At 55.8% G+C, this 21,624-nt stretch carries 18 protein-coding genes and 1 pseudogene; 9 read left to right on the plus strand and 10 right to left on the minus strand.

The window, feature by feature from the left end; genetic code table 11:
- Window positions 1-26: 26 nt before the first annotated feature.
- Window positions 27-272 (plus strand): FitA-like ribbon-helix-helix domain-containing protein, encoded by a 246-nt coding sequence (locus CD175_RS25090; RefSeq protein ID WP_104451049.1) that lies wholly within the window; start codon window positions 27-29, stop codon window positions 270-272.
- Complete coding sequence (locus tag CD175_RS25095) at window positions 269-688, plus strand: type II toxin-antitoxin system VapC family toxin (RefSeq protein WP_104450858.1); 420 nt, start codon at window positions 269-271, stop codon at window positions 686-688. The genes CD175_RS25090 and CD175_RS25095 overlap by 4 nt, the downstream gene beginning before the upstream one ends.
- A gap of 121 nt (window positions 689-809) precedes the next feature.
- On the opposite strand, the gene CD175_RS32160 is transcribed toward CD175_RS25095, so the two are convergent.
- Entirely contained in the window at window positions 810-1,676 is an 867-nt protein-coding gene (locus tag CD175_RS32160) for a methyl-accepting chemotaxis protein (protein ID WP_420849145.1), read from the minus strand.
- Window positions 1,671-2,732, minus strand: a pseudogene (locus CD175_RS32165) (methyl-accepting chemotaxis protein); the annotation flags it as partial. The gene CD175_RS32160 and the pseudogene CD175_RS32165, both read right to left, overlap by 6 nt.
- 260 nt (window positions 2,733-2,992) lie before the next feature.
- Between CD175_RS32165 and pmrG the strand changes: the two are divergent.
- Together pmrG and CD175_RS25110 are read left to right on the plus strand one after the other, a co-directional pair.
- Window positions 2,993-3,664 (plus strand): lipopolysaccharide core heptose(II)-phosphate phosphatase PmrG, encoded by a 672-nt coding sequence (gene pmrG / locus CD175_RS25105; RefSeq protein ID WP_104450860.1) that lies wholly within the window; start codon window positions 2,993-2,995, stop codon window positions 3,662-3,664.
- Window positions 3,665-3,698: 34 nt separating this feature from the next.
- Entirely contained in the window at window positions 3,699-4,532 is an 834-nt protein-coding gene (locus CD175_RS25110) for a phosphatase PAP2 family protein (RefSeq protein WP_104450861.1), read from the plus strand.
- A gap of 404 nt (window positions 4,533-4,936) precedes the next feature.
- Here CD175_RS25110 and CD175_RS25115 read toward each other — a convergent pair whose 3' ends face one another.
- The 3 genes from CD175_RS25115 to CD175_RS25125 form a co-directional block, all read right to left on the minus strand.
- Window positions 4,937-6,343: a DUF2252 domain-containing protein gene (locus tag CD175_RS25115; protein ID WP_104450862.1), complete on the minus strand. Its 1,407-nt coding sequence runs from the start codon at window positions 6,341-6,343 to the stop codon at window positions 4,937-4,939.
- A gap of 115 nt (window positions 6,344-6,458) precedes the next feature.
- Window positions 6,459-6,821, minus strand: coding sequence for a DUF6124 family protein (locus tag CD175_RS25120; protein ID WP_104450863.1), 363 nt, complete (start codon window positions 6,819-6,821; stop codon window positions 6,459-6,461).
- Window positions 6,822-7,136: 315 nt separating this feature from the next.
- Window positions 7,137-7,598 (minus strand): isochorismatase family protein, encoded by a 462-nt coding sequence (locus CD175_RS25125; protein ID WP_104450864.1) that lies wholly within the window; start codon window positions 7,596-7,598, stop codon window positions 7,137-7,139.
- A gap of 114 nt (window positions 7,599-7,712) precedes the next feature.
- Here CD175_RS25125 and CD175_RS25130 point away from each other — a divergent pair, with 114 nt between their 5' ends.
- From CD175_RS25130 to CD175_RS25150, 5 genes are all read left to right on the plus strand, one after another.
- On the plus strand, window positions 7,713-7,928 hold the full coding sequence (locus CD175_RS25130) for a hypothetical protein (RefSeq protein ID WP_104450865.1): 216 nt from the start codon (window positions 7,713-7,715) through the stop codon (window positions 7,926-7,928).
- Window positions 7,929-8,080: 152 nt separating this feature from the next.
- A complete protein-coding gene (locus tag CD175_RS25135) occupies window positions 8,081-9,580 on the plus strand; it encodes a type I restriction-modification system subunit M (protein ID WP_092407956.1) in 1,500 nt (499 codons plus the stop codon).
- On the plus strand, window positions 9,577-9,756 hold the full coding sequence (locus CD175_RS25140) for a hypothetical protein (RefSeq protein ID WP_240629027.1): 180 nt from the start codon (window positions 9,577-9,579) through the stop codon (window positions 9,754-9,756). The genes CD175_RS25135 and CD175_RS25140 overlap by 4 nt, the downstream gene beginning before the upstream one ends.
- Window positions 9,749-12,514, plus strand: coding sequence for an N-6 DNA methylase (locus tag CD175_RS25145; protein ID WP_104450866.1), 2,766 nt, complete (start codon window positions 9,749-9,751; stop codon window positions 12,512-12,514). The genes CD175_RS25140 and CD175_RS25145 overlap by 8 nt, the downstream gene beginning before the upstream one ends.
- 2 nt (window positions 12,515-12,516) lie before the next feature.
- Window positions 12,517-15,567 carry a type I restriction endonuclease subunit R gene (locus CD175_RS25150; protein WP_104450867.1) on the plus strand — a complete coding sequence of 1,017 codons (3,051 nt, stop codon included), beginning with the start codon at window positions 12,517-12,519 and terminating at the stop codon, window positions 15,565-15,567.
- Window positions 15,568-15,846: 279 nt separating this feature from the next.
- On the opposite strand, the gene CD175_RS25160 is transcribed toward CD175_RS25150, so the two are convergent.
- The 5 genes from CD175_RS25160 to CD175_RS25180 form a co-directional block, all read right to left on the minus strand.
- Window positions 15,847-17,637, minus strand: a complete 1,791-nt coding sequence (locus CD175_RS25160; RefSeq protein ID WP_104450869.1) for a TIGR04141 family sporadically distributed protein — start codon at window positions 17,635-17,637, stop codon at window positions 15,847-15,849.
- A gap of 141 nt (window positions 17,638-17,778) precedes the next feature.
- The gene (locus CD175_RS25165) at window positions 17,779-18,060 is read right to left on the minus strand and encodes a hypothetical protein (RefSeq protein ID WP_092407946.1); all 282 of its coding nucleotides are present in this window, start codon (window positions 18,058-18,060) and stop codon (window positions 17,779-17,781) included.
- Window positions 18,057-19,037 (minus strand): integrase domain-containing protein, encoded by a 981-nt coding sequence (locus tag CD175_RS25170; RefSeq protein WP_104451050.1) that lies wholly within the window; start codon window positions 19,035-19,037, stop codon window positions 18,057-18,059. The genes CD175_RS25165 and CD175_RS25170 overlap by 4 nt, the downstream gene beginning before the upstream one ends.
- Window positions 19,015-19,374: a hypothetical protein gene (locus tag CD175_RS25175; protein WP_104450870.1), complete on the minus strand. Its 360-nt coding sequence runs from the start codon at window positions 19,372-19,374 to the stop codon at window positions 19,015-19,017. Before CD175_RS25175 ends, CD175_RS25170 begins: the two co-directional genes overlap by 23 nt.
- Window positions 19,358-20,758 (minus strand): YfjI family protein, encoded by a 1,401-nt coding sequence (locus CD175_RS25180; RefSeq protein WP_104450871.1) that lies wholly within the window; start codon window positions 20,756-20,758, stop codon window positions 19,358-19,360. The genes CD175_RS25175 and CD175_RS25180 overlap by 17 nt, the downstream gene beginning before the upstream one ends.
- Window positions 20,759-21,624 lie beyond the last annotated feature (866 nt).

Here is a 21,624-nt window from a genome sequence, read left to right on the forward strand (position 1 = left end):
TGATTTCATTGATTGCAGGAGGCATCATGGCCAGCATCACAATTAGAAACCTTGATGAGAAGCTCAAGGAGCAACTGCGCATCACAGCGGCTCATAACGGACATTCCATGGAAGAAGAGGCTCGCCTGATTCTGGGCAGGGCCTTGGCGACGGTTGATCGCGCCGGTGGACTTGGAAGCAGGATCCGCAATCGTTTCAGCACTCTGGGCGGAGTCGAACTTGATCTGCCAGTGCGTTCAGAGAAAGCAACGGCGGTGGATTTTTCTGAATGATAGTGCTCGATACCAACGTTCTTTCAGAGTTTATGCGAGTCGAGCCTGAAACCCGGGTGCTTGCCTGGGTTGATGCGCAGCCGGCGATGGATCTGGCAGTGAGTGCGGTAACGGTGGCGGAAATACTCCACGGCATCGCACGCCTGCCTTCGGGCAAGCGCAAACAAAAACTTGAAGCCCATGCCATGGCCATGTTCGAAGAGGACTTTGCCGGCAGGATTTTGCCATTTGATGCGCATGCCGCTGTTGAGTACGCAGCGCTGACAGCGGGTGCTGAAGCAAACGGGCGTGCAGTTTCAATGGCAGATGCACAAATTGCCGCCACTTGCCGAAGCCATGGGGCGGCAATAGCCACCCGCAATGTTCGAGATTTCGAGTTCAGCGGTGTTGAAGTGATAGATCCCTGGGTGAGCTGAGCTGCCCTGTAGGAGCGAGCTCGCTCGCGAAGAACTGGCCAGCGCCGCGGTCATTCAGAATGCACGCGGTAACGTTGACCACCATCGCGAGCAAGCTCGCTCCTACAGGGCGAGCCTGAGTTCATCCCACGCGGAAGTGGCTCACCATCTGCTGCAATTGACCACCCAACCGCGCCAGCTCAACGCTGGACTTGGCAGTCTCATCGCTCGCCGCAGCCGTCTGCTCCGACACATCGCGCACGTTTATGATGCTGCGACTGATCTCCTCGGCCACGGCGCTTTGCTGTTCGGCCGCAGCGGCGATCTGCTGGTTCATCGACTGGATGTTGGACACCGTGCGGGTGATGCTCTCCAGTGACTCGCCGGCCTTGCGGGTCAGGGCCACGCTGCTGTCGGTGAGGACGCGGCTGTTGTTCATCACGGCGGACACTTGTTGCGTGCCGTTCTGCAGGCCGGCCACCAGGCCTTCGATTTCCTCGGTGGATTTCTGCGTGCGTTGGGCCAGGCCGCGGACCTCGTCGGCTACTACGGCAAAACCACGACCGGCTTCACCGGCGCGGGCCGCTTCGATGGCGGCGTTGAGCGCCAGCAGGTTGGTCTGCTCGGCCACGGCCTTGATCACGTCCATGACGCTGCCGATCTTGTCGCTTTCCTGTTGCAGCACGCTCATGGCCTCGGTGGAGCGCACCACTTCGCTGGCCAGGCGCTCGATCTGGGCGATGGCTTCGTTGACCACTTTGTCGCCTTCACGGGCTTCGCCGTCCGCCGCTGCAGCGGCTTGCGAAGCTTCTTCGGCGTTGCGCGCGACTTCCTGCACGGTGGCGGTCATCTCGTGCATGGCGGTCGCGACCTGATCGGTCTCGACTTTCTGGCTGTTGACCCCGGCGCTGGTCTGTTCGGTCACGGCCGACAGCTCCTCGGCGGCGCTGGCGATCTGGGTTACGCCGTCGCGGATGCCGCTGATCAAGTCGCGCAGGGTCACGCCCATACGTGCGATGCCTTGCTGCAACACGCCGAGTTCGTCACGACGGGTGACCAGCACGTTCTGGGACAGATCGCCGCTGGCGATGCGGTCGACCACTGCCAGGGTTTCGCGCAACGGACGGGTGATCTGGCGCGTGATGACCACGGCGGCAATGATGCCCACCAACAATGCCAGCAGCGTGCTGATCAGTTGCAGCGTGCGCGCCCGGGCGCTTTCGGCGTCCCGGCGGTCAAGCTGGATCTGATACAGCTGATCGCTCTGGGACACGATGGCGGCGCCCTGGTCGGTCATTTCCTTGCGCGCCTGCACCGCGTCATTGCTGGCGGCCTTGTAGGCCTGCAAGGCGCTGCGGTAGTTGCCCAGCGCGGTTTCCAGCTGACGCAGGGCGTCTTGCTGGGTGTCGGCGAAATGCGCGTTCAGCGGTTTCAGGCTGGCGATGGCGGCGTCCAGTTGGCTGACCGCTTTTTGCTCGGTTTCGGTATTGGTGGTGGCGGTGTAACCACGTACTTCGTAACGCGCCAACAGGAACGCTTCCTTGGCTGTTGTAATGGCCTGGAACTGTTCGAAGCGCTGGTCGCTCAGCGGCATTTGCTGCACGCGGGTGTTGATGTCATTGATCAGCGCGTTGGCGGTTTCGGCGTTGACGCTCATGGCGTCGCGGGCGCTGTTGCCGGCGCGATAAGCGTTGCGCATTTTGCCCAGGGACGTCCTGTAGGCGTCGATCACGGTGCCCTGCTCCCGGAGCAGCTTGAGGTTTTCCGGGCTCTTGAACTTCGCCAGCAGGGCCTGTTGCTGGGCCGAGAAGGCGTCGAGGGTGGTCTGCACGCCCTGCGCGGCGGTTTCGTCGCCGTTGGTCAGCATGTATTGCAGGCGAACCACGCGCAGCTTGGTCAGGCCGGCGTTGAGCTGGGTGATATCGCTCATCCAGTTACTGCGGTCGATCAACCCGCCCAGGCTGGTCCAGCCGGTCAGGGCGAGGACGCAGGTCAGTGCCAGCACGAGGCCAAATCCAAGGCCCAGTTTCAGGTTCACGCTGATGTTGCCGAACCAGCTATTCATCAAATTCCTCCAGGAACGTAGTGCTTCTTTTTCGTCGGTTGGCTGGAAGATTGTTTTTTTTGGGGGCCGCCAAGCTGTGTAAGCAGGATGTATCGGCAGCAATGGCGGGAGCTGAAAGGATTTTTCCAAACGGATTCTGTAACAAGATTTTTACAGTGTTTTTAAGCTTTTTTTCACATGTGTTTCACCTGCCACCAACGCACGCTTCTTTAACCTCTCGGGATCTAATGAGGTGGTGCGTGCCGGCGAGGCGGCTTGATGTGGAACTAAGACTGAGTCTTTTCGGGATAAAACGCTCGATAGATCTGAAGCGCTTCGCCCGCTATCGCAACGCTGCGGTGGTGTTGGCCTCGGCGCTGCTGGTGATTCCGTTGACCTTTTTTTTGCTGCGTCCCGCCACTGCACCGGACCTGGCTCACGGCAATGTGGCCGGTGCACAGGCTTTGATGACGGGATGGGCCAAGGGTGACGTGATCGTGCTGGTGCGCCACGTCGAGCGCTGCGATCACTCCTCGGCGCCTTGCCTGGTTGGCAACGATGGCATTACCGAGCGCTCTCGCAGTATTGCCCAGAGCCTCGGGGCGCAGTTCAAACACCTTGGCCTGGGCAAGGCCGACATCTATCACAGCCCGATCCTGCGTACGGCTCAGACGGCCAACTTCATGTTCAACAAGGTTGGCACGGGAGAGGACTGGCTGATCAGTTGCAAGGGCACCATGCTGCGTGACGCGCTTGCGCATAAGGTGGCCGGGCGTAACCTGGTTCTGGTGACCCACAGCGAGTGCATGGAGCAACTGGAAAAAGAGCTCAATTTACCGCCTTCGACCCTGGGTTATGGTGCTTCACTGTTTATTTCCGCCGAAACCCCGCAGACTCCGCGCATGCTTGGCTTTATCGAAGCTTCCGACTGGAGCTCGGTGAGCACCCATTGAGTTTTTCCTTCCTCTTTCTGAATCAGGGTTCACAATGCTGACCGCCTCTCGCTACCGCTTTTACTGGGTGAATTTTGGTATTCCGCTGGCCTGCGCGGTCGTGGTGTTCCTGATGTTCGACATGACCAGCATCGACATCGCCTTCAACAATTACTTTTTTGATCCGGTGACGCAGACATACCCGTTGGACCAGGTCCACCTGTTCGAGAAAATTACCCACAAATGGGCGCGGATCATCCCGAACTGGACCGGCGAAATTGCGATTATCGGTGCCTTGCTGTCGTTTCTCTGGCCGCGCCTGAAGGCTGAAAAGCATTCGAAAATCATCGCCTTCCTGGAAAAAATCAAAGTTGCACCGGTGCTGCGCTTTGCCACCCGCCACCGTCGCGATTTTCTCTACGTCGTGTTCGCGTTCTCCATCAGCACCGGGGTCATTCACTACCTCAAGGGCCACACCAGCGTGTATTGCCCGATCGAAACCACCCTGTACGGCGGCAAAATGGAGCACGTCGAGTGGTATGAGAATTTCGACCTGCTGAAAGTTGCCGGTCCGGGGCGCTGCTGGCCGGGCGGACATGCCTCGGGCGGTTTCACCATGCTGGCGTTGTACTTCGTGGCTCGCCGTTATCGCTGGCGCTATTCCAAGGCGATCATGTACGGCTCGCTGACCCTCGGTTTCATCTATGGCACAACGCGGGTGCTGCAAGGCTGGCACTACATGTCCCACACCTTCTGGGCCGGGATCTTTGTGTGGCTGGCGTGTTTGCTGACGGCACTGGCGTTTTACGGGCGAGCGAGGCTGGAACAGCCGGTGCTCTCCAAAGCGCAACAACCGGTGCCGGTGGCTCAGAGTCAGCCAGTGAATTGAGTGGGCGTAGCCGGGGAATTGTAGGAGCCAGCCTGCTGGCGATGGACTCAAGTGCGCCGCGTTCATCCAGTTCACACGCGTAATCGTTAACGACCATCGCTGCGATGCGGCGACCCGACAAGCCAGCTCCCACAAGGGGCCATGCCCACGCTGAAACTGTAGGAGCCAGCCTGCTGGCGATGGACTCAAGTGCGCCGCGTTTATCCGGTTCACACGCGTTATCGTTGACGACCATCGCTGGCAAGAGTCGAAAAAACCAGTTAAAGCCCAAAAAAAAGCCCGCGGGAGGGCGGGCAAACCGTAGTTTCTTGAATGAGCGAGCGAAATGTACAGGCTGGCGCGAGAGTGGGGGGTGAAGAAAAATTCATCTCGATCAAAGCCCCGCACCAGAGCCTGCGACACCGCTACGGCAAATGATCCGCGGCAAAGTCGGCTTCCGACCGTGCACGTAAACGGCCCTTGCGGCAGGCTTGCTGGAAGCGCTCGAAATCGCGCTCGTTCTGCTCGGTATAGCCCTGGGCGTATTTATAAAGCGCGTCGGCCAGTGCGTCGCTCTTGCCGATGTAGCCGCTGATCACCGCCGCCTGCCCGGAACACTTGGCATGGGCGCGAGCCAGGGCCCGGCCGCAAAGCCGGCCGTAGGCCGCGAAGGCTTCACCATCGAAGGTCTCGAGTTCGGCGGAGATTTTCATATCGCGCAATTGCCGCACATAGAAATGCCGCCCGCTGGGGCCGGTGGTCCAGCCGAGGAACAGGTCGCTGGCCGATTGCATCAAGCGTTGCCCCTCGACCACCCGCTGCCCTTCATGCCGCACCCGCGACCTGGCCTTCACGTAGCCGGCGAGTACCGAGCGCCGCGCTTCCTTGAATTGCAGGAACAACGGGAACTGCTGATCGTCGGTCAGCAGCGCCACCAGGCAACGGGTGCCGACACTGCCGACGCCCACCACCTTGAAGGCCATGTCCTGCACGTGAAAACGCGACAGCAGATCACGGCGGTCCGCTTGCAGGGTGCCGCGATAGTCACGCATGAAGGTGTCGTAGAGCGGGCGCCAGTCCGAGAGGCGCAACCAGTCATCATCGGCGTCCAACAGCGTGGTGTTCTTGTGCAGGTGGAAAATTTCCGGCAGGTCATCGCGAATGATCAGACGCCCATGGGCATCGCGTTCGCTGATTTTTGGCAGTAGTTCGGCATGGGTGCGACGCTCGGCTTTTGCGATAGCGCGCTCCACGTGTTCCAGGGTGCTTTTGTTGGCCTGCGCCAGCAGGTCGTCATAGCTGATGGATTCGTACCAGGTTTCCAGCGAACTTTGTTCGGCGCATTCGAGCATGGTTTTCTGATAGGCACTCACCACCTCATGGCAGATGGTTTCTTCAACCGACTCGCCATGGCGCAAGTCGTGGGCGGCCACCAGAAAACTCGCCACCAGGCGTTTCAAGTCCCACTCCCACGGCCCGGGATGGGCTTCATCGAAGTCGTTGACGCTGAACAGCAAGTTGCGTTCCGGCGTTGCGAAACCGCCGAAATTCATCAAGTGGCTATCGCCACAAATCGGCGAAACCAGCCCCATGTTCGAAGTGCCCGCCAGGTCGTGGGCCTGCAGCAGCGCATTGCCGCGATAGAAGGTGAACGGCGACACCAGCATGCGCCCGTAGCGCAGTTCCACCAGCGATTTGATGCGTCCTTCACTCGACGCCTTGATCAGCGGTATCGGGTCGCGATCGACATTGCCCAAGGCTGCTTGCGAACTGCGCGAGCACTTCTTGCGTGCATCCTTACCTTGCTTCAAACGGTCGGTGAGGGTCGTCATGGGGGCCTATTCGACGGGTGTTTTAGGGCGTTTGCGAATGGAGTGTAGAAGGGCTTTGTGGGTTCGTGTTTGCCCGGCGACTGACCTGTCTGGCATCGGCATGGATCGATCCATCTCAAGCCTCTGCTTCCTCGAGGGGCGCGATGTTGTCCAGAGCCCGGTTCACCAGCAATTGCGCCAGCACGGCCAACTGCTGGATCGCCAGGGCGATGTTGCGACGCGAACTCTCAAGCTCGCAGGCAAGGTCGGTGCTCATGACGTTGAGCGAGGCGAGGGTTTCGCTGGCGTGGGTGAGCAGGGACGGTGTGTCGATGTCGGGGCGGATGGTGAAGACGTGGCTGACGGGGTCGAGGTGATTGGGGTTGCGCAGGCGGGCGCTGATGGCGGGTTCGGTGGTGTTGGAGAGGTTGGATAAGTCGGGTGATTCGGTTGTTGGGTCTGGTGAAGTGTCTGGCGGGTTGGGGCTATGTTTTTTCAAGATTGTGCTCCGTCTTTGGTTGAAGGAGCTGCCAACTATCTGCTGTCAATCAGGTGTGGGTGGCAGCTGTACGCGGGTTGACAGACCGGAGAGCACAAAACCGGTGCATCCGAAGATGCCCCACGCACAGCCACCATAAAGACAGAACGCGCGGAAGCATGCCGTTTTATCAGTAGGAGTGGAAGGTTGCTCTTCAGCCTGTCAAAGCCGATCGCTGATGTGCAGCGACCCCTGAAGGCTATCGTCGAGAAGCAGCCCCCGCCAGTTCATGAAAGGCGATGCGTTTTGCGGGAAATGTCCTAGGACGCGGTGAAGTCACAGGTCGCTCGATCTCACCGTGTGCTTGAAATGATGCTCCCAAAGCCTCACCCCCAACCCGCCCGTCCGGTCCAGTGACGACCCCACCGTCAAATCCGTAATCAAGGTCGGCTGCAAACCCGCATCAAACAGCGCAAACCCCGCCGCCAGGCAGCAGGTTTCGGTCTGCAGGCCGCACACCAGCACGCGCTCGAGGTTCAGGCTTTTCAGGTAGTCGATGGTTTGCGGCGTGGGGGCGTAGCCGTGCTTGATGAAAATCCGGTCGGCGGGGATCAGGCTGTCATCGTCCGGCGCGGGGTGCCAGCCAAGCTGTTTTTCGAAGGGGGTTATGGACTCGTCGTGACGCTCGACCGTGGCGACACTGGGCAGGGTGCCGATGAGTGCCCGGATGCCGTCGACCAGCCACTCGGGCGGGGCGAAGCCGGGTTGTACGTCGATGATCAGGAGGGCTTGGCGCATGGGCTTCTCCGGGAGAGAGGGCGGTGACGCGGGGACCTGAGGTTGGAAAACATCCGGGCGGTTTCGCTGGCCTCTTCGCGGGCAAGCCTGCTCCCACAGGGTGCGGTGTGAGGCATGAATGATCAAACCCCAGATGCAACAAAGCCCGCACTGGGCGGGCCTTGTCAGCTTTGGTTGGTGGGCCGGGGTAAGTTGAACAGGATTGGTAACTTTCTGATTTTGATAGGTAATTTTCTTTTAGAGATTTATGTGGAATACCTTTTGGAATACCAGAGGTTTCCGCAGGTTGTTGGGATTTTCAGCGATATCCCTGCCAAATTTCTTGACTAAGCTGAAGCGCTTCCACCCTCACAGCGCTAAGGCCTCCGTAGTTTCGACATGCGGACCTTCGATTCAGTGATATCCAGTACACTTGCCCCATCTCTAGCCTGCCAGCGGAGCAGGCTACCCGAACAGCTGCTCAAGTTTTTTTTCGAGTAAAAATGACCCTGATTAAATTAAAAGACCTTGAAGCGCACCTATGGCACGCCGCACACATCATCACCGGCCCCATCGACGCCTCCGACTACAAAACCTACATATTCCCGATCCTATTCTTCAAACGGATCTGCGATGTGTATGACGAAGAGTTTGAAGAGGTGCTGGCCAAGGTCGGAAGCGCGGAGCTGGCGCGCGAGAAAATCTTCCATCGCATCGAGGTTCCTGTTGGCAGCCACTGGGATGACGTGTTTGCCAAGTCCCACGATATCGGCAAGGCACTTAAGGATGCTTTTCTAGGCATAGAGCAAGCCAACACCCAGTTGCATGGCATTTTCGGCGATGCCAGTTGGACCAATAAAGAGCGCTTGCCGGATGAGCTGCTAGCCACGCTGCTCAACCACTTCAACAAAGTCGATCTAGGGGTTGCCAGCGTTCGTAACGACGATATGGGGCGCGCCTACGAATACCTGATCAAGCGCTTTGCTGACAAAGCCAACAAGAAAGCCGGTGAGTTCTACACCCCGCGCACCATTGTGCGGCTGATGGTCAACATTCTTGACCCCAAAGCGGGCGAAAGCGTTTATGACCCGGCTTGCGGTACGGGCGGCATGTTGCTGGAGACCATTCACCACGTTCGAGAAAACACGGGTGATCCCCGGCTGCTGAAGCTCAAAGGTCAGGAAAAGAACTTGACCACTGAAGCCATTGCCCGCATGAACCTGTTTCTCCACGGCCAGGAAGACTTTGAGATTGTTCGTGGAGATACCCTGCGTGAGCCTAAGTTTCTGATCTACGACCGGCTCGAAACCTTTGATTGTGTGATCGCCAATCCACCGTTCAGCCTCAGTGAGTGGGGTCATGAACAATGGGCGGCGGACGCCTACAGCCGCAACAGTCACGGCCTGGCCCCGAAAACCAACGGTGACTTTGCCTGGGTACAGCACATGTTCGCCTCCCTCAATGCCGATGGGCGAATGGCGGTTGTGTTGCCCCATGGCGTGCTGTTCCGTGGTGCGGCAGAGGGCCGAATCCGCACCAGCCTGCTCCAAGAAAACCGCATCGAAGCCATTATCGGCGTAGCGCCCAATCTGTTTTACGGCACCGCTATCCCGGCTTGCATCCTGTTGCTGCGCAAGCAGCGCCCTGATGAGCATCGTGACCATGTACTTATCATCAATGCCGAGGAGATTTTCACCAAAGGCCGCGCGCAAAACACCCTGAGCAATGCCCAGGCGGATCAGATTTACCAGATCTACCTAGAGCAGTATCAGCAAGGCCCCTCTGCCATAGCATTGGAAGGAGTAGCGCGCTGGGTGCCGCTGGGTGAAATTGCCGAAAACGACTTCAACCTGAACATTGCTCGCTATGTGCAAAAGCCACTGGAAGAAGAAACAATCACCGTCGAAGAGGCGCTGAAAGACTTTCAGCAGAAACTGGCCGCACTGGAGCAGGCCGAGCAGGAGCTGGAAGAACTGCTGATCAAGGAAGGGTTTGAGCTATGAGCATGGATAGCGCTGACAGCAACACCTCGCAGTTCATCAAGCAACACGCCGAGTCGCAGTACGAGCAGTTTCACCAGAAACGCCAACATGAAGTTGCCACCAGCGCAGACAAACGCCTCGCCGACCTGAGCCAGCTTGCTCACCAGCTATCAGACAAGACTCGTAAGAATGATTGAGTACCAGAAAAACCAAGCCTCTCAACTTGGCAAAAAGAAACTCGAAGACCTCCTTTGGGGAGCGGCCGAGTTTCTTCGCGGGCAGATCGACGCCTCCGATTACAAGCAGTACATCTTCCCGCTATTGTTCTATAAACGCCTATCCGACGTTTACCTGGAAGAGTATGTCGAGGCCATGGAGGTCAACGAGGGCGATGCCGACTATTCCGTCATGCCCATGTTTCACCGCTTCCATATTCCCCAGGAGGCGCGCTGGGAAAAGGTACGCCATACCAGCAAGAACATTGGCGAAGCCATCCAGAATGCCCTGCGCCTGATCGAGACCCACAACGAACGCCTGCACGGCGTATTCGGCGATGCCCAGTGGACCAACAAAGAGCGTCTACCCGACCACCTGCTGGCCGACCTGATTCAGCACTTCAGCAAGATCCCCCTTGGCATCAAGTCGGTGGCCCAGGATGACCTGGGCGAAGCTTACGAATACCTGATCAAGAAGTTCGCCGACGACTCTGGCCACACCGCCGCCGAGTTCTACACCAATCGCACCGTGGTGCACCTGATGACCCGCATCATGGGTCTCAAACCCGGTGAAACCGCCTATGACCCCACCTGCGGCACCGGCGGCATGCTGCTCAATGCGGTGATGGACCTGCGGGACGAAGGTAAAGAATGGCGCAGTGTCAAACTCTATGGCCAGGAAGTGAACCTGCTCACCTCCGCCATAGCCCGTATGAACATGTTCCTGCACGAGATCGAAGAGTTTGAAGTGCTGCGCGGCGATACCTTGGCCGAGCCCAAGTTTATCGATAACGACCAGCTCAAACAGTTCGACGTGATCTTCGCTAACCCGCCGTACTCCATCAAAAAATGGAACCGCGACAAGTTCGCTGCCGACCCTTATGGCCGTAACTTTTACGGCGTGCCACCCCAGGGCTGCGCCGACTATGGCTTTTACACCCATATCATCAAGAGCCTGAAGCCCGACACCGGCCGCGCCGCCATGCTCTGGCCCCACGGCGTGCTGTTCCGTGACTCGGAACAGGCCATCCGTAAGCAGGTGATCGAGTCGGACATTATCGAAGCAGTGATTGGCCTTGGCCCCAATCTCTTCTATAACTCGCCGATGGAATCCTGCGTGGTGGTGCTCAACTGCAACAAACCCACTGAGCGCAAAGGCAAGATCCTGTTTATCAATGGAATCGAACATGTCACACGCGAGCGCGCACATAGTCGACTCTCGGACGATGACCTCGCCGTACTAACCGAAGCCTACTTCGCGCCGGACAAATCTCCGGCCATTACTGCGCTGGTGGATATCGAAGCGATTCGCGAGAACCAACACAATTTGTCGATACCGCTTTATGTGCAGTCCCCCAGCGATGGGGATTTGCATGAGATCGAACACGCCATTGAAGCCTGGAAAGTCAGTCGCGTCCGTTTGAAAAAGCAAACTAGCAGATTGTTAAAAAACCTCGCTGAATTGGGTTTTTCTTCAGAAGAAATATCTATCACCAAAACCTTGAGTCCAGCAATCGAGCGATTTGAAAGAGCATTGTCTGATGGTTGGCAGAGATTAAAATTTAGCGATGTCGCTAGGCAGTGTAAGGAATCTGTAGATCGAGAGAATAACCCCTTCGAAAGATATGTAGAGGGTGGTCATATGGATACCGAAGACTTAAGAGTGAGGAGGTATGGCACCTTCTCTGATGACTATGTGGGGCCCGCATTTCATCGCATATTTCGAAAAGGTCAAATACTCTATGGCTCAAGACGAACATATTTGAAGAAAGTGGCTGTAGCGGATTTTGATGGGGTCACCGCAAACACCACTTATGTCATAGAACCAGCGGATTGTGGGTTTTTTGATGGGCGCCTACTGCCATTCATCATGTTGTCCGAAGGATTCACGCGACATTCCGTTGTTAACTCAAAGGGGTCTACAAACCCATATATAAACTGGTCGGATATTGAAGGGTATGAGTTTTATATCCCTGATGTTAAGGCGCAGGCGGGGATATTGAAGATCCTCCAGAGAGTCGCTGACCAAGAAGAGGCAATTAGATCTATAATTTTCGCCCTTGAAGAATGCTTGCGTGCAGTTCAATTGAACGCATTCAAAGACAGTTCCGATGTGGATGCAAAAAATAACTGCGAACTTGGTGGTGGCTGGATTAATTATCAAATTAAAGATATTTTGATGAGTCCCCCAGAAAGCGGAGACTCGGTTTCTGCAGTTGATAAAGATACTGGTTTTTATGTCTTGAATCTAAACTGCTTGACCCGGCACGGATTTCAAACTAATGGATATAAATCTATAGAGGCTCAGAAGTTTTCAAGAGAATTGAGGCTAGGCAATGGAGATCTATTGGTTTCTAGGGCAAACACAGCGGATTTAGTTGGTTTTGCAGGAATTTACAAAGATGAACTTGAAAGGAGTGCTATATTCCCTGACACAATGTGGCGATTGAATGTAAAGGAAAATCTTGTGTCGAAGGAGTTCTTAAAAAATTATCTGCTTTCGCCATGCGCTAGATCTCAAATAAAAATGATAGCTGCTGGCACAAGCGGGAGTATGAAAAAAATTAACAAGAGTTCGTTTTCCAAGCTGAAAATAGCGATCCCTTCAGACACGCAGCAGAAGTTGATCAATAATTCCATTGGAGAGCTTTTGGAATCTATCAATATTGCATCAATCAAGCTTTCTGATCTGAGAAGGTTAAGAACATCTATTTTTGAAGATTTCCTTAGGCAGGCCTGAGAATGTTTAACGAGCATACTGTCACCGAAAATGGAATTATCGACCGCTTAAAAAATTTAAGTGGGGGAAAGTGGACTTACTGCCACGGCGAGAGCCTGCCCAAGAAGGCGCAGGATATATTTGTCGATGAGTGGCTAAAAGACGCGTTGTGTTCGTTAAACCCAGCTATCGACAAACAGCCGGATTACGCCGATGAGGTAATTCATAAGCTGCGCGGTGTAATGCTGGAGGCCCCGCACAGTGGCCTGGTCCGGGCCAACGAGAATTTCCAGGCGTGGCTGCTGGCCGAAAAAACCTTGGCCTTTGGTGAGAATGGTGAACATGTCACCATCAATCTGATCGACTTCGAAAACCTCGACAACAACCACTTTGTAGTGGCCCAGCAGGTGCACTATGTCGCGGCTGGCGAGGTGTTCTTCGATATTGTGCTGTATGTAAACGGCATCCCGCTGGTGGTAGGTGAAGTGAAAAGCGCCACTCGCCCCAGCGTCAGTTGGCAGGACGGTGCCGCTGACTTTATGGGCGGCAAAAAACACTATTGGCAGCATGCAAAAGCCTTTTTCGTACCCAACCTGCTGTGCTTCGCCAGTGAGGGCAAAACCTTTGCCTACGGAGCGATCAATGCCCGGGTCAAAGATTGGGGCCCCTGGCACCACACCGATCAGCGTGAGGATATTCCCGACACCCTGGCCTCCGTGCTGGCGAGCACCGAAGGGCTACTGAACCCGCAAACCCTGCTGCAACTGCTGGCTTCTTTTGCGCTGTTCTCTACCCATAAAACCGGTAAAGACACACCGCCCAAACGCATCAAATTGCTGCCGCGTTACCCGCAGTTCGAGACGGCCAAGCAGATTGTTGAGCGGGTCAAACAGGGTTACCCGAAAAAAGGCCTGATCTGGCACTTCCAAGGTTCGGGCAAGTCGCTGCTGATGCTTTATGCTGCCAAGATGCTGCGGGCCGACAACGAGCTGAAAAACCCCACCGTGCTGATCGTGGTCGATCGCCGCGACCTGGACAGCCAGATTAGCGAGACCTTCGGCGGCGCCGATGTGAAAAACCTGATCAAGGTGCAGAGCTGTAAAAAGCTCGGTGAACATATCGAGCAGGACAGCCGCGGCATCCTCATCACCACCATTTTCAAGTTCAAAGATGTTGAGATCGATGAGCACAACCTGGCGGGCCTAAACAGTCGCGACAACATCATCGTGCTGGTGGATGAAGCCCACCGCACCCAGGAAGGCGGCTTGGGCGAGAAGATGCGCTGGGCGCTGCCCAATGCCCACTTCTACGGCCTGACCGGCACCCCGATCTCCAGTATCGAACGCAATACCTTCAAGTTGTTCGGCGCCGATGAAGATCCCGGCCGCTATATGAACCGCTACAGCTACAAACAGTCGATCCGCGACGGAGCCACTAACCCGGTTAAGTTCGAGCCCCGTTTAGCCGAATTGCGGGTCGACCGTGAGGCGATCAACGAAGAGTTCGAGCAACTGGTCAAAGACAACAACCTGGACGAGGACGAAAAGGCCACTTTGTCCAAACGCGCCGGCAAGCTGGCCGTGATGCTCAAGGCACCGAAGCGCATGGAGGCCATCAGTGCCGACATTGCCGAACACTTCACCAGCCATGTGAAGCCGAAAAAGATGAAGGCCATGGTGGTGGTCTATGACCGCGATGCCTGCGTGCAGATGTATTACCTACTTGGTCACATGCTGGGTTTCGACGCACTGGAGGTGGTCATGAATCTCGACCAGGCTCCGGTGAAGGATGAGAACGGTAAGCTCAACAAGGACTGGAACAAGTGGAAGGAAGAGCTCGATCTACCGATCAAGCAAGCCGACTTTGAGCGCTGGCAGAAATTCGATGGTGAAGAGCAGGCGCAGAAAAACCTGCTGGAAACCTACAAAGACCCGAAACAACCCCTACAACTGCTGATCGTGACCGCCAAGCTGCTGACCGGTTTCGATGCGCCGATCTGCTACTGCATGTACCTGGATAAACCGCTGCGCGACCACACCTTGCTGCAGGCCATGTGCCGCACCAATCGCCTGTATGAGGCGGACGGGGTGGTCAAGCGTATGGGCCTGATCATCGATTATCTGGGCGTATTCGAAAACCTGCGCACGGCGCTGGCCTATAACCCGGAAGAGATCGACGGGATTGTCGAAGGCATCGAGAAATTCAAGGAGTTGCTGCCAGAGCAGTTGAAGCTGTGTCTGGCCTTCTTCCCGAACGTGGACCGCACCCTGGCAGGCTTCGACGGCATCCTGGCCGCACAGGAATGCTTGCCGGACAATAAAAAACGCGATGAGTTTGCCACAGCCTTTGGCGTGCTGGCCAAACTCTGGTCGGCCATCAACCCCGACCCTTTCCTGACACCCTACCGCCAGGATTACAAATGGCTGGCGCAAATCTATGAATCAGTACGCCCGGTTGGTCAAACGGGGGCGCTGGTCTGGGCCGCGTTAGGGCCCGAGACCATCAAGATGATTCACGAGCACACCGATATCAGTCGCATACGCGATGACATCGATGAGCTAATCATGGATGAACACGCAATCTTCACCCTGACCGAGAAAGAGCAGGAAAAACGTGCCCGCCGACTGGAAATAGACTTGATGGGGCGTCTGCGCGGCCATGGCGAGGCTGTGTTCGTCGAGCTGGGCGAGCGCCTGGAGAAACTGCGCCGAGAATATGAAGCGGGTGTAATCAAGGCCATCGACTGGCTCAAGGGCCTATTGGATGCCGCCAAAGATACGGTGCAGGCCGAGCGTGAAACCGGTGACCCTGTAGTAACGGAGGCAGACAACAAGCAGGCGCTGACCAAACTCTTCCTGGAAACCCGCCCGGAAACAACGCCGAAGCTGATTGGTGATGTGGTCGAGCAGATCGACAAAATTGTGAACGCTACCCGCTTTGAGGGCTGGCAGAACTCCAACAGTGGTCCACGCGAAATCCAGAAAGCACTGATGCTGACCCTGGCGCAGTTTGGCCTAAGCAAAGACAAGGACCTATTTGAAAGGGCATACGCCTATATTGAAGAACATTACTAAGTCGATGATGACGTACGGCCGTGCGATGAAGTTAGCTAAGCGCCCCCACCTTGAAGACGGTGGGATTTAGGAAGCGCTTACATTGCATCGACGAAATGCATGCTTACATCTGCTTTGAGGCGCAGCTTTGGGTCACAACTGGCAGTTTTCGACCCAAAGCTGCGCTTCACGAAGAAAGACGCGTAAGCCTCCCCGACCACTACGCCCGCTTTGAACAAGTAAAAGGGGCGTTTTCTGATTGAGAGAGGGCTTTTTGCCATTGGGAACAGGCACTTCAAGTCAAACTCCGGATTTTGGCTGGACGGTCTTCTTGCGGTCTGTTTTTTTCTTTGTAACTGTTGTTTTCTTTTTGGAAGCTTTTGCTGCAGTTTTCTGGGCGACACTAGCAAGGTGAGCGGCAGATTCCGGAATATGCATCAACTTTACCCCGTAGCCGTATGAGTTGATGGTCTTTCCGTAGTTTTGTAGTGTTACCTTACTGAAAAAAGGTATATCTAGAGCTGTCGAGGCGGCTCCATCAATGATGGCATAGATAACGTCATTGCCACGCGCTTCGAAATTAACAGGAATTGCGTCAAATTTATTCTTCGCCAGTTGCAAGTTTACGTCTTTTACAAAGCCTGGCTCTCTTACCATGAGGGTCGAGGCCACAAAACCCTGCGCGAATAGATGGCTTAGCGTCGATGAGCCACGACCGCGTTTAACATGAATAAACTCACCCCGTTCGTTTTGAGTTTTCACTCTGTAAATGTCACAGACCTCAATTTTATCGTAGCTACCACCAAATTTGATCATTTGTCTGTCGAGCATTGCATGGGAGCTCTGCGCTTGGGCGCAAACATACTCATTGTACGGACCTTCACCGGCGTGCGAATACTCTGTAAAAGGTGGCGCGAACTGTTTTCTCGGTAGTTCCGCGAAATACTTCTCTACTGCCGTCTGAAAGGACGCTTCTACCTTAAACCAATTTCCTGCATTTAAAATATATAAATTTGCATCATGCTTGACTTCCGCATAGAGACATTTAAACGCAGGGAATGGTCTTGGAGGACTGCCGCTTGAAAGAATCAGAAAAATTTCGCGTCGCTTTAGCGTATCTAAAGTTGCTCCTTTCCTAAACGTAGAAAAAAATCTTCCCAAATCTAGCACAGGATCAATATCATCACTGTCCGGGGTTCGGTTGTAAGCGAATCCTGTAACGGAGGTCCAGTCAATTAGATCCGGTATGGCGAGCCACATGTCTTTGGTTTGATTAGAAATTAGAGAATTCCAAAGTTGAATGTCGAGAGCCTCGGAAAGCTCTTTGTCTTTAACCGGGAGTAAATTCTCAACCCAAGAAAACTCACTGGCATGTCCGTCTACATCTTTAGCGAGGTAGTCTTTTGAGGTGGAGCGCTCTAATGCCAGTTGCAGGAAATTTCCTAGATCAGCGAGATCTATCGCTACGGATGCCTTGAATGAATCAATGCCGGCAATTATTTTTCCAAAAATATCTGAGTAAGCGCTTTTTGTGTGTCCTACTAGTCCGCGAAGCAAATCCTGCTCAGCATTAATCATATAATCTGACACAGATGCTGCTTTGATCGTTTGTGTCCTGCTTAGTCGTGGGGACGCGTCGAATGTCTGACGATCAATTGATGCTATCTTGTCGGGTGAGACACTGTTTAAAACGACCTTTATACCAAATCTATCTTCGATTAATCTCGGCTCAATCAGATAGCGCCCATATCCAAAAGAAATAGCAAACTGGCGAGAGCCATTTTTCACAATCAGAATGGCGGAGATGCTTTTATTTTTCCACTTGGAAGTTTTCACTCCTTCATCTAGGCCCTTCTGAATGAAGTTCAACCATTCTGGAGCGGCCTCTACAAAAGGTTTCCGAATGAAGAGAGTGCCATATTCCCCTTCAGGACCAAGAGGATACTGTTCTGTACCAATTTGTTTAGGCTTTCCGTTCGGACCTATGGGGCTCGCTATAAAATCTTTATCTGTCCAGTAAGACGCCGAATTTGGTGCCTCTTTGAGTAAGTAAACGTTCAGCGTAATCCTTTTGGGCTTTCCTGTGCTCATCAACGCTCCTCCTAAGCTTTGCGACCGGTATATTGCTATCTTCGGCCTGATAGCTCCGTAGATTTGGAGCGTGGCCTATAGCCATGACTTAGCTTACGTTAGAACTGAAGCTACTGTCAGTATTCGCTTTCATGGATAGGTCTACCCCATCATCAGGTGCGTTCGGCTTTTACCCATCCTCATCCAGATCAGGGCGGCGGTTAGTCGATAATAATATTGAGTAGATCCGGAACGGTCGTTGAGATAATGAGCAAAAAACCAATGCACGTGCTTCAGTTGCCAGGACCAGGGGTTATCGCGCTGCCATCGTTGTTGAATGGCAGCTTGCATGATTTTGGCTTGCCGTAGGTGGCGTTGCTGCGTGATCTTCGAGCCGGTCAGTACGCCGCTCAGGAACAGCGCCATATCGAAGGGCTTGGTCACGCTCTACCTCCAATGTAAGCCGAAACCACATCAATCCGGTTATGCCCGAGCTCAAGGCTGATTTGTTGGCGCGCCCGTTGATCAAGGTCGCGGTCAATTCGATAGCAGTGGCCACCATTGACTGGGGCCGCGTGGCTAGTGAGCTGTTCGTAACGCTCGCAGGCATAGGCCGCTCGCAGTTCGTGAAAGCCCTTCAGCCCTTGTTCATGCAGGACTTCGCGGGCGGGGAGTACGGTCTGTTGCAGGAATGCGGCGTAGCTTTCGCCTCGGGCCAGCAAGTTGCGGCTGCGGGGCGGCGACGCATTTCGGGCGAACTGTAGCGCCACCTTCACCTCTTCATTAGCATTGATCCATCGCGGCGCTGATGCCCCTGAGCGGCCGCCTTTAGTGCCGTCCTGGATGTTGATGCGACCGAAGTGCTTGGCTTCACGTTGGATACGTGGCAGATCAGCGAGGATCGCTTCGCGCAGGCGCATACCGGTAGCTCGGGCCAACAGGACTATCGCGGCCACCCGCTCGTGTTGCTGTTCGCCAAGCGCCTCGAGTACTCGCCGCACCTGCTGGTGGTCTTGGCCATCCGCCGCGTGGGTGCGTACGCTCGAGCGCTGCTGTCCCAACGCCTGACTCGGGCTGGCGATTCTCACGTCTTGATCACCGCGCAGCGCGGCGAGGGTGCGGTTAACGCTGCTCAGGCGGTTCTGCGCAGTAGCGATGCAGAGTTCACCTTGCTGAATCTGCTGACGAAGATAAGCGGCGTAGTCCTGCAGCGTCTGTCGGTCGATCTGGCGCGCATCGTTGTAACCAGGACCGTCCTCTGACCGACACCAACGTACGAACGCTTGCCAGCGATCACTATGCGCTTTGACCGTGGCGAAGTGGCCGCCGGCAAACAGATCCTTGAGCGCTTGTGGGCCTGCGTAGCTCAGCTGGCGGCCGTAGCCAAAGTTGCGCCCCTCACGCCGACCGACCAAGGCCATCGTCATCACCGTTTTCGTTTGTTTGCAGAAAAAGCAGCAGGGCTTGCCAGTGGGGGCTGAGCCTGTCCACCTGCTGCCAGTGTGTCGGGCGGACCAGGAGGGTGTTCTCCTGGTGTTGCAGCAGCGCCCCTTCTTCGCGCAGTTGCTTGATCAGCAGGGCAATGTGGGCAGGCTCAGGAGGTGGTGTGGCGACAGCGGCGACAGTGGCGACAACCCGCGTCGTTCCTGGCCTGACGCGTGGCGACAGGCTGGCGACAGTTGCGGCGACACGACGCGATTCAGGTTGTAGTTGATGTTGCGCTTGGTAGCGGCGCACCGCGTCATTGAGGCGAAACATGGCGGACCTCGAAAGTTTTTCCGTCGCGGCTGCTCAGCCAGCGATGAGTGATCAGCACGACCAATAGAGAGGCGGTATGGTCAGCGCTCTTGCGGGCAAAACGCGGGCCGTTGCGATTGACATCGCGAAGGGCGAAGTGAGTCCAGCCTTTCTGCACCAGCCAGCGCAGCAGTCGATCCGCCTCTTCGCATCGGCTATTCACCGGCTCCTGTTCGGTCAGGCGCTGGATCTCGGCCAGGTAGTAATCCATCAAAGTGGAAGCGCGCTGGATGTGTGCTTCGTCCAACGAACTGGCCTCTTCAACCATGGCCAGCACACCTGCGATGCGCAGTACATTCGCCGCGGCTTTGCTTGCGACAGGCTGGACGCCGGCCAGCTCGCCGAACTCGCCAGACTGACATTCGATGGTGTCGTGAATATCAATCCAGGCACGACGGGCACGGGGAGTCAGCTCCAGCGTGGTGGGATTGAGTGAGCCATCCTTGTGAAGCGACCAGGGCTGTCGCAGCAGGGCGGTGATCCGCTGTTGGTAGCGCTGGACTCTGGCATCCCGGCTCAAGTCGATCGCCTTGTAGAGCCGCTGGCCGGCCAGGCGCTCGGGCCAACTGATTAGGCAACGGCCGAGGATGCCTTGGCCATTGATCACCGGGTCTTTGAACAGCTGGTTGGCAAGGTAGGGTTGCAGCATCAGATGCAGACTGAGGCGGCGGTCATAGGCCCGCAGACTTTCGCCTGTCATGGAGCGCGCCCGGTCGATCGGGCTGCCATCCCACAGTGTCGACAAGGTGGTGATCGCCTTGAGCAGATTCTCTTTGCTCATGGTGCTGCTGCCCAAGAACTGGCCACCTTCATCATTAAACAAGCCCATGCTGGGCAAGCCATGGCACAGACTTTTGACCAGGGCCTCAATGGTGGGTTCGGCAATGATCAGTCTCGGCGGTACCGGCTCGGATGGCTCACCGCCTTCCGCCTCCGCGTGTCTCCTTGAGGTTTTGGGTTTGTCCCTGATGCTGGTAGCGGCGCGATAGACTTTGAGCTTTTCCGCATAAAGGGTCCACTGCTGTCGTTCCCAGTCGCGCGCCGCCTTCAGTGCCAGATGATCCACCGCGCTTTTGCGATCACCCGAGGACGCCACCGTCAGTAGGTAGAGGGACAATGGATAGGTTCGGCCATCGAGTTCGACATTGGCATGACCCTGACTCACCAGGGCAGCGCTGGCCAGCACCGATTGTGCGGCCATGGCGCAGGGCACGCCGATCACCTCGGCCAGTCGTTCGACCGCAGGGCCCAGCAGATCCCCGAGTGCTTCGACCGGGTAGGGCAGTGGCGCCTGCTGGTATTCCAGCAACGGTTGTGGTGGCTCGAACGCTTCGCACAGTTGCATCGCACTTCTCCTGAGATTATCGACTTCGTCCTCACTCATCCCGCCAAGGTTGTTGAGTGTTATCAGGGATCAAGGCCCCTGCGACCTGTGAGGTTTGTCCACTTACGCGGGACTGACGGCTCCTTACGACCGGGAGCTTGGGCATCTCATGATCTGGCCTCCTGAACACCGATAGCGGTGGGCGGGTGGAGGCTGCACTGGCTGACGAGACCGGTTCCGCGAGATCCTGAGTCGGGTGAAGACAGCGAGGTGATGACTGGGGCATGCCTGACTGTCAGTCAGGTGCAGTCCATTGCGTGGGCTGCGGCATCATCATCGGCATCGCTGTGGCGAGTGAGCGTTCGGAGTTTGTCACGCCGATTGTCACGAGGGGGAAAGCCGCAAAGGCCCGTGCGATTAGGGCTGCAGCAGTTTGATATGCGCCCGTCTCTTTAGGCGGCAAAGAGACGGGCAACAGGTTGGCGCAAGAAATGGCCAAGCGGATAAGTTGCTGCAGGGCAGCCAGGAGAAGGCCTGAATTGCCGCAGTGGGCAAAGTTGAGAAGTAGGCATCCATCACATCGCTGTGACCGTGCGAGCCGCCGGACACTAATCGCACTTGGGGTGAACCACCACGATGTGGCGTAGCCTCAAAGGTTCTAGCTACCTGGGTGCTGTCGAGGACAGCGCTTGTACAGTTCTGGTTTAGCGCTCGTTCTGCTCGCGGTCAACAGTATTTTGGGGGCGGCTCTTGCGCCAATCGGTAGTGCTGGAAGACCTTGGAACCCGGTGGTTCTCCATGGCCGGGTGGTCGTTCGTCGGGTTTTAATGTGAGCCTGCGTAATTGCATGGACTTGACCATTTGCACTGTCACTGACCAGTCAATTG

The sequence above is a fragment of the Pseudomonas laurylsulfatiphila genome (assembly GCF_002934665.1).
GTDB classification, from domain to species: domain Bacteria; phylum Pseudomonadota; class Gammaproteobacteria; order Pseudomonadales; family Pseudomonadaceae; genus Aquipseudomonas; species Aquipseudomonas laurylsulfatiphila.

Bases quoted from the DNA above. Each gene is read 5' to 3' on its own strand.
- CD175_RS32160 (WP_420849145.1), bottom strand. From the start codon at position 1,676: ATGGGCGTGACCCTGCGCGACTTGATCAGCGGCATCCGCGACGGCGTA.
- CD175_RS25110 (WP_104450861.1), top strand. From the start codon at position 3,699: ATGCTGACCGCCTCTCGCTACCGCTTTTACTGGGTGAATTTTGGTATT.
- CD175_RS25130 (WP_104450865.1), top strand. From the start codon at position 7,713: ATGAATGATCAAACCCCAGATGCAACAAAGCCCGCACTGGGCGGGCCT.
- CD175_RS25145 (WP_104450866.1), top strand. From the start codon at position 9,749: ATGATTGAGTACCAGAAAAACCAAGCCTCTCAACTTGGCAAAAAGAAA.
- CD175_RS25150 (WP_104450867.1), top strand. From the start codon at position 12,517: ATGTTTAACGAGCATACTGTCACCGAAAATGGAATTATCGACCGCTTA.
- CD175_RS25090 (WP_104451049.1), top strand. From the start codon at position 27: ATGGCCAGCATCACAATTAGAAACCTTGATGAGAAGCTCAAGGAGCAA.
- CD175_RS25160 (WP_104450869.1), bottom strand. From the start codon at position 17,637: ATGAGCACAGGAAAGCCCAAAAGGATTACGCTGAACGTTTACTTACTC.
- CD175_RS25125 (WP_104450864.1), bottom strand. From the start codon at position 7,598: ATGCGCCAAGCCCTCCTGATCATCGACGTACAACCCGGCTTCGCCCCG.
- CD175_RS25140 (WP_240629027.1), top strand. From the start codon at position 9,577: ATGAGCATGGATAGCGCTGACAGCAACACCTCGCAGTTCATCAAGCAA.
- CD175_RS25115 (WP_104450862.1), bottom strand. From the start codon at position 6,343: ATGACGACCCTCACCGACCGTTTGAAGCAAGGTAAGGATGCACGCAAG.
- CD175_RS25175 (WP_104450870.1), bottom strand. From the start codon at position 19,374: ATGTTTCGCCTCAATGACGCGGTGCGCCGCTACCAAGCGCAACATCAA.
- CD175_RS25170 (WP_104451050.1), bottom strand. From the start codon at position 19,037: ATGGCCTTGGTCGGTCGGCGTGAGGGGCGCAACTTTGGCTACGGCCGC.
- CD175_RS25095 (WP_104450858.1), top strand. From the start codon at position 269: ATGATAGTGCTCGATACCAACGTTCTTTCAGAGTTTATGCGAGTCGAG.
- CD175_RS25180 (WP_104450871.1), bottom strand. From the start codon at position 20,758: ATGCAACTGTGCGAAGCGTTCGAGCCACCACAACCGTTGCTGGAATAC.
- CD175_RS25135 (WP_092407956.1), top strand. From the start codon at position 8,081: ATGACCCTGATTAAATTAAAAGACCTTGAAGCGCACCTATGGCACGCC.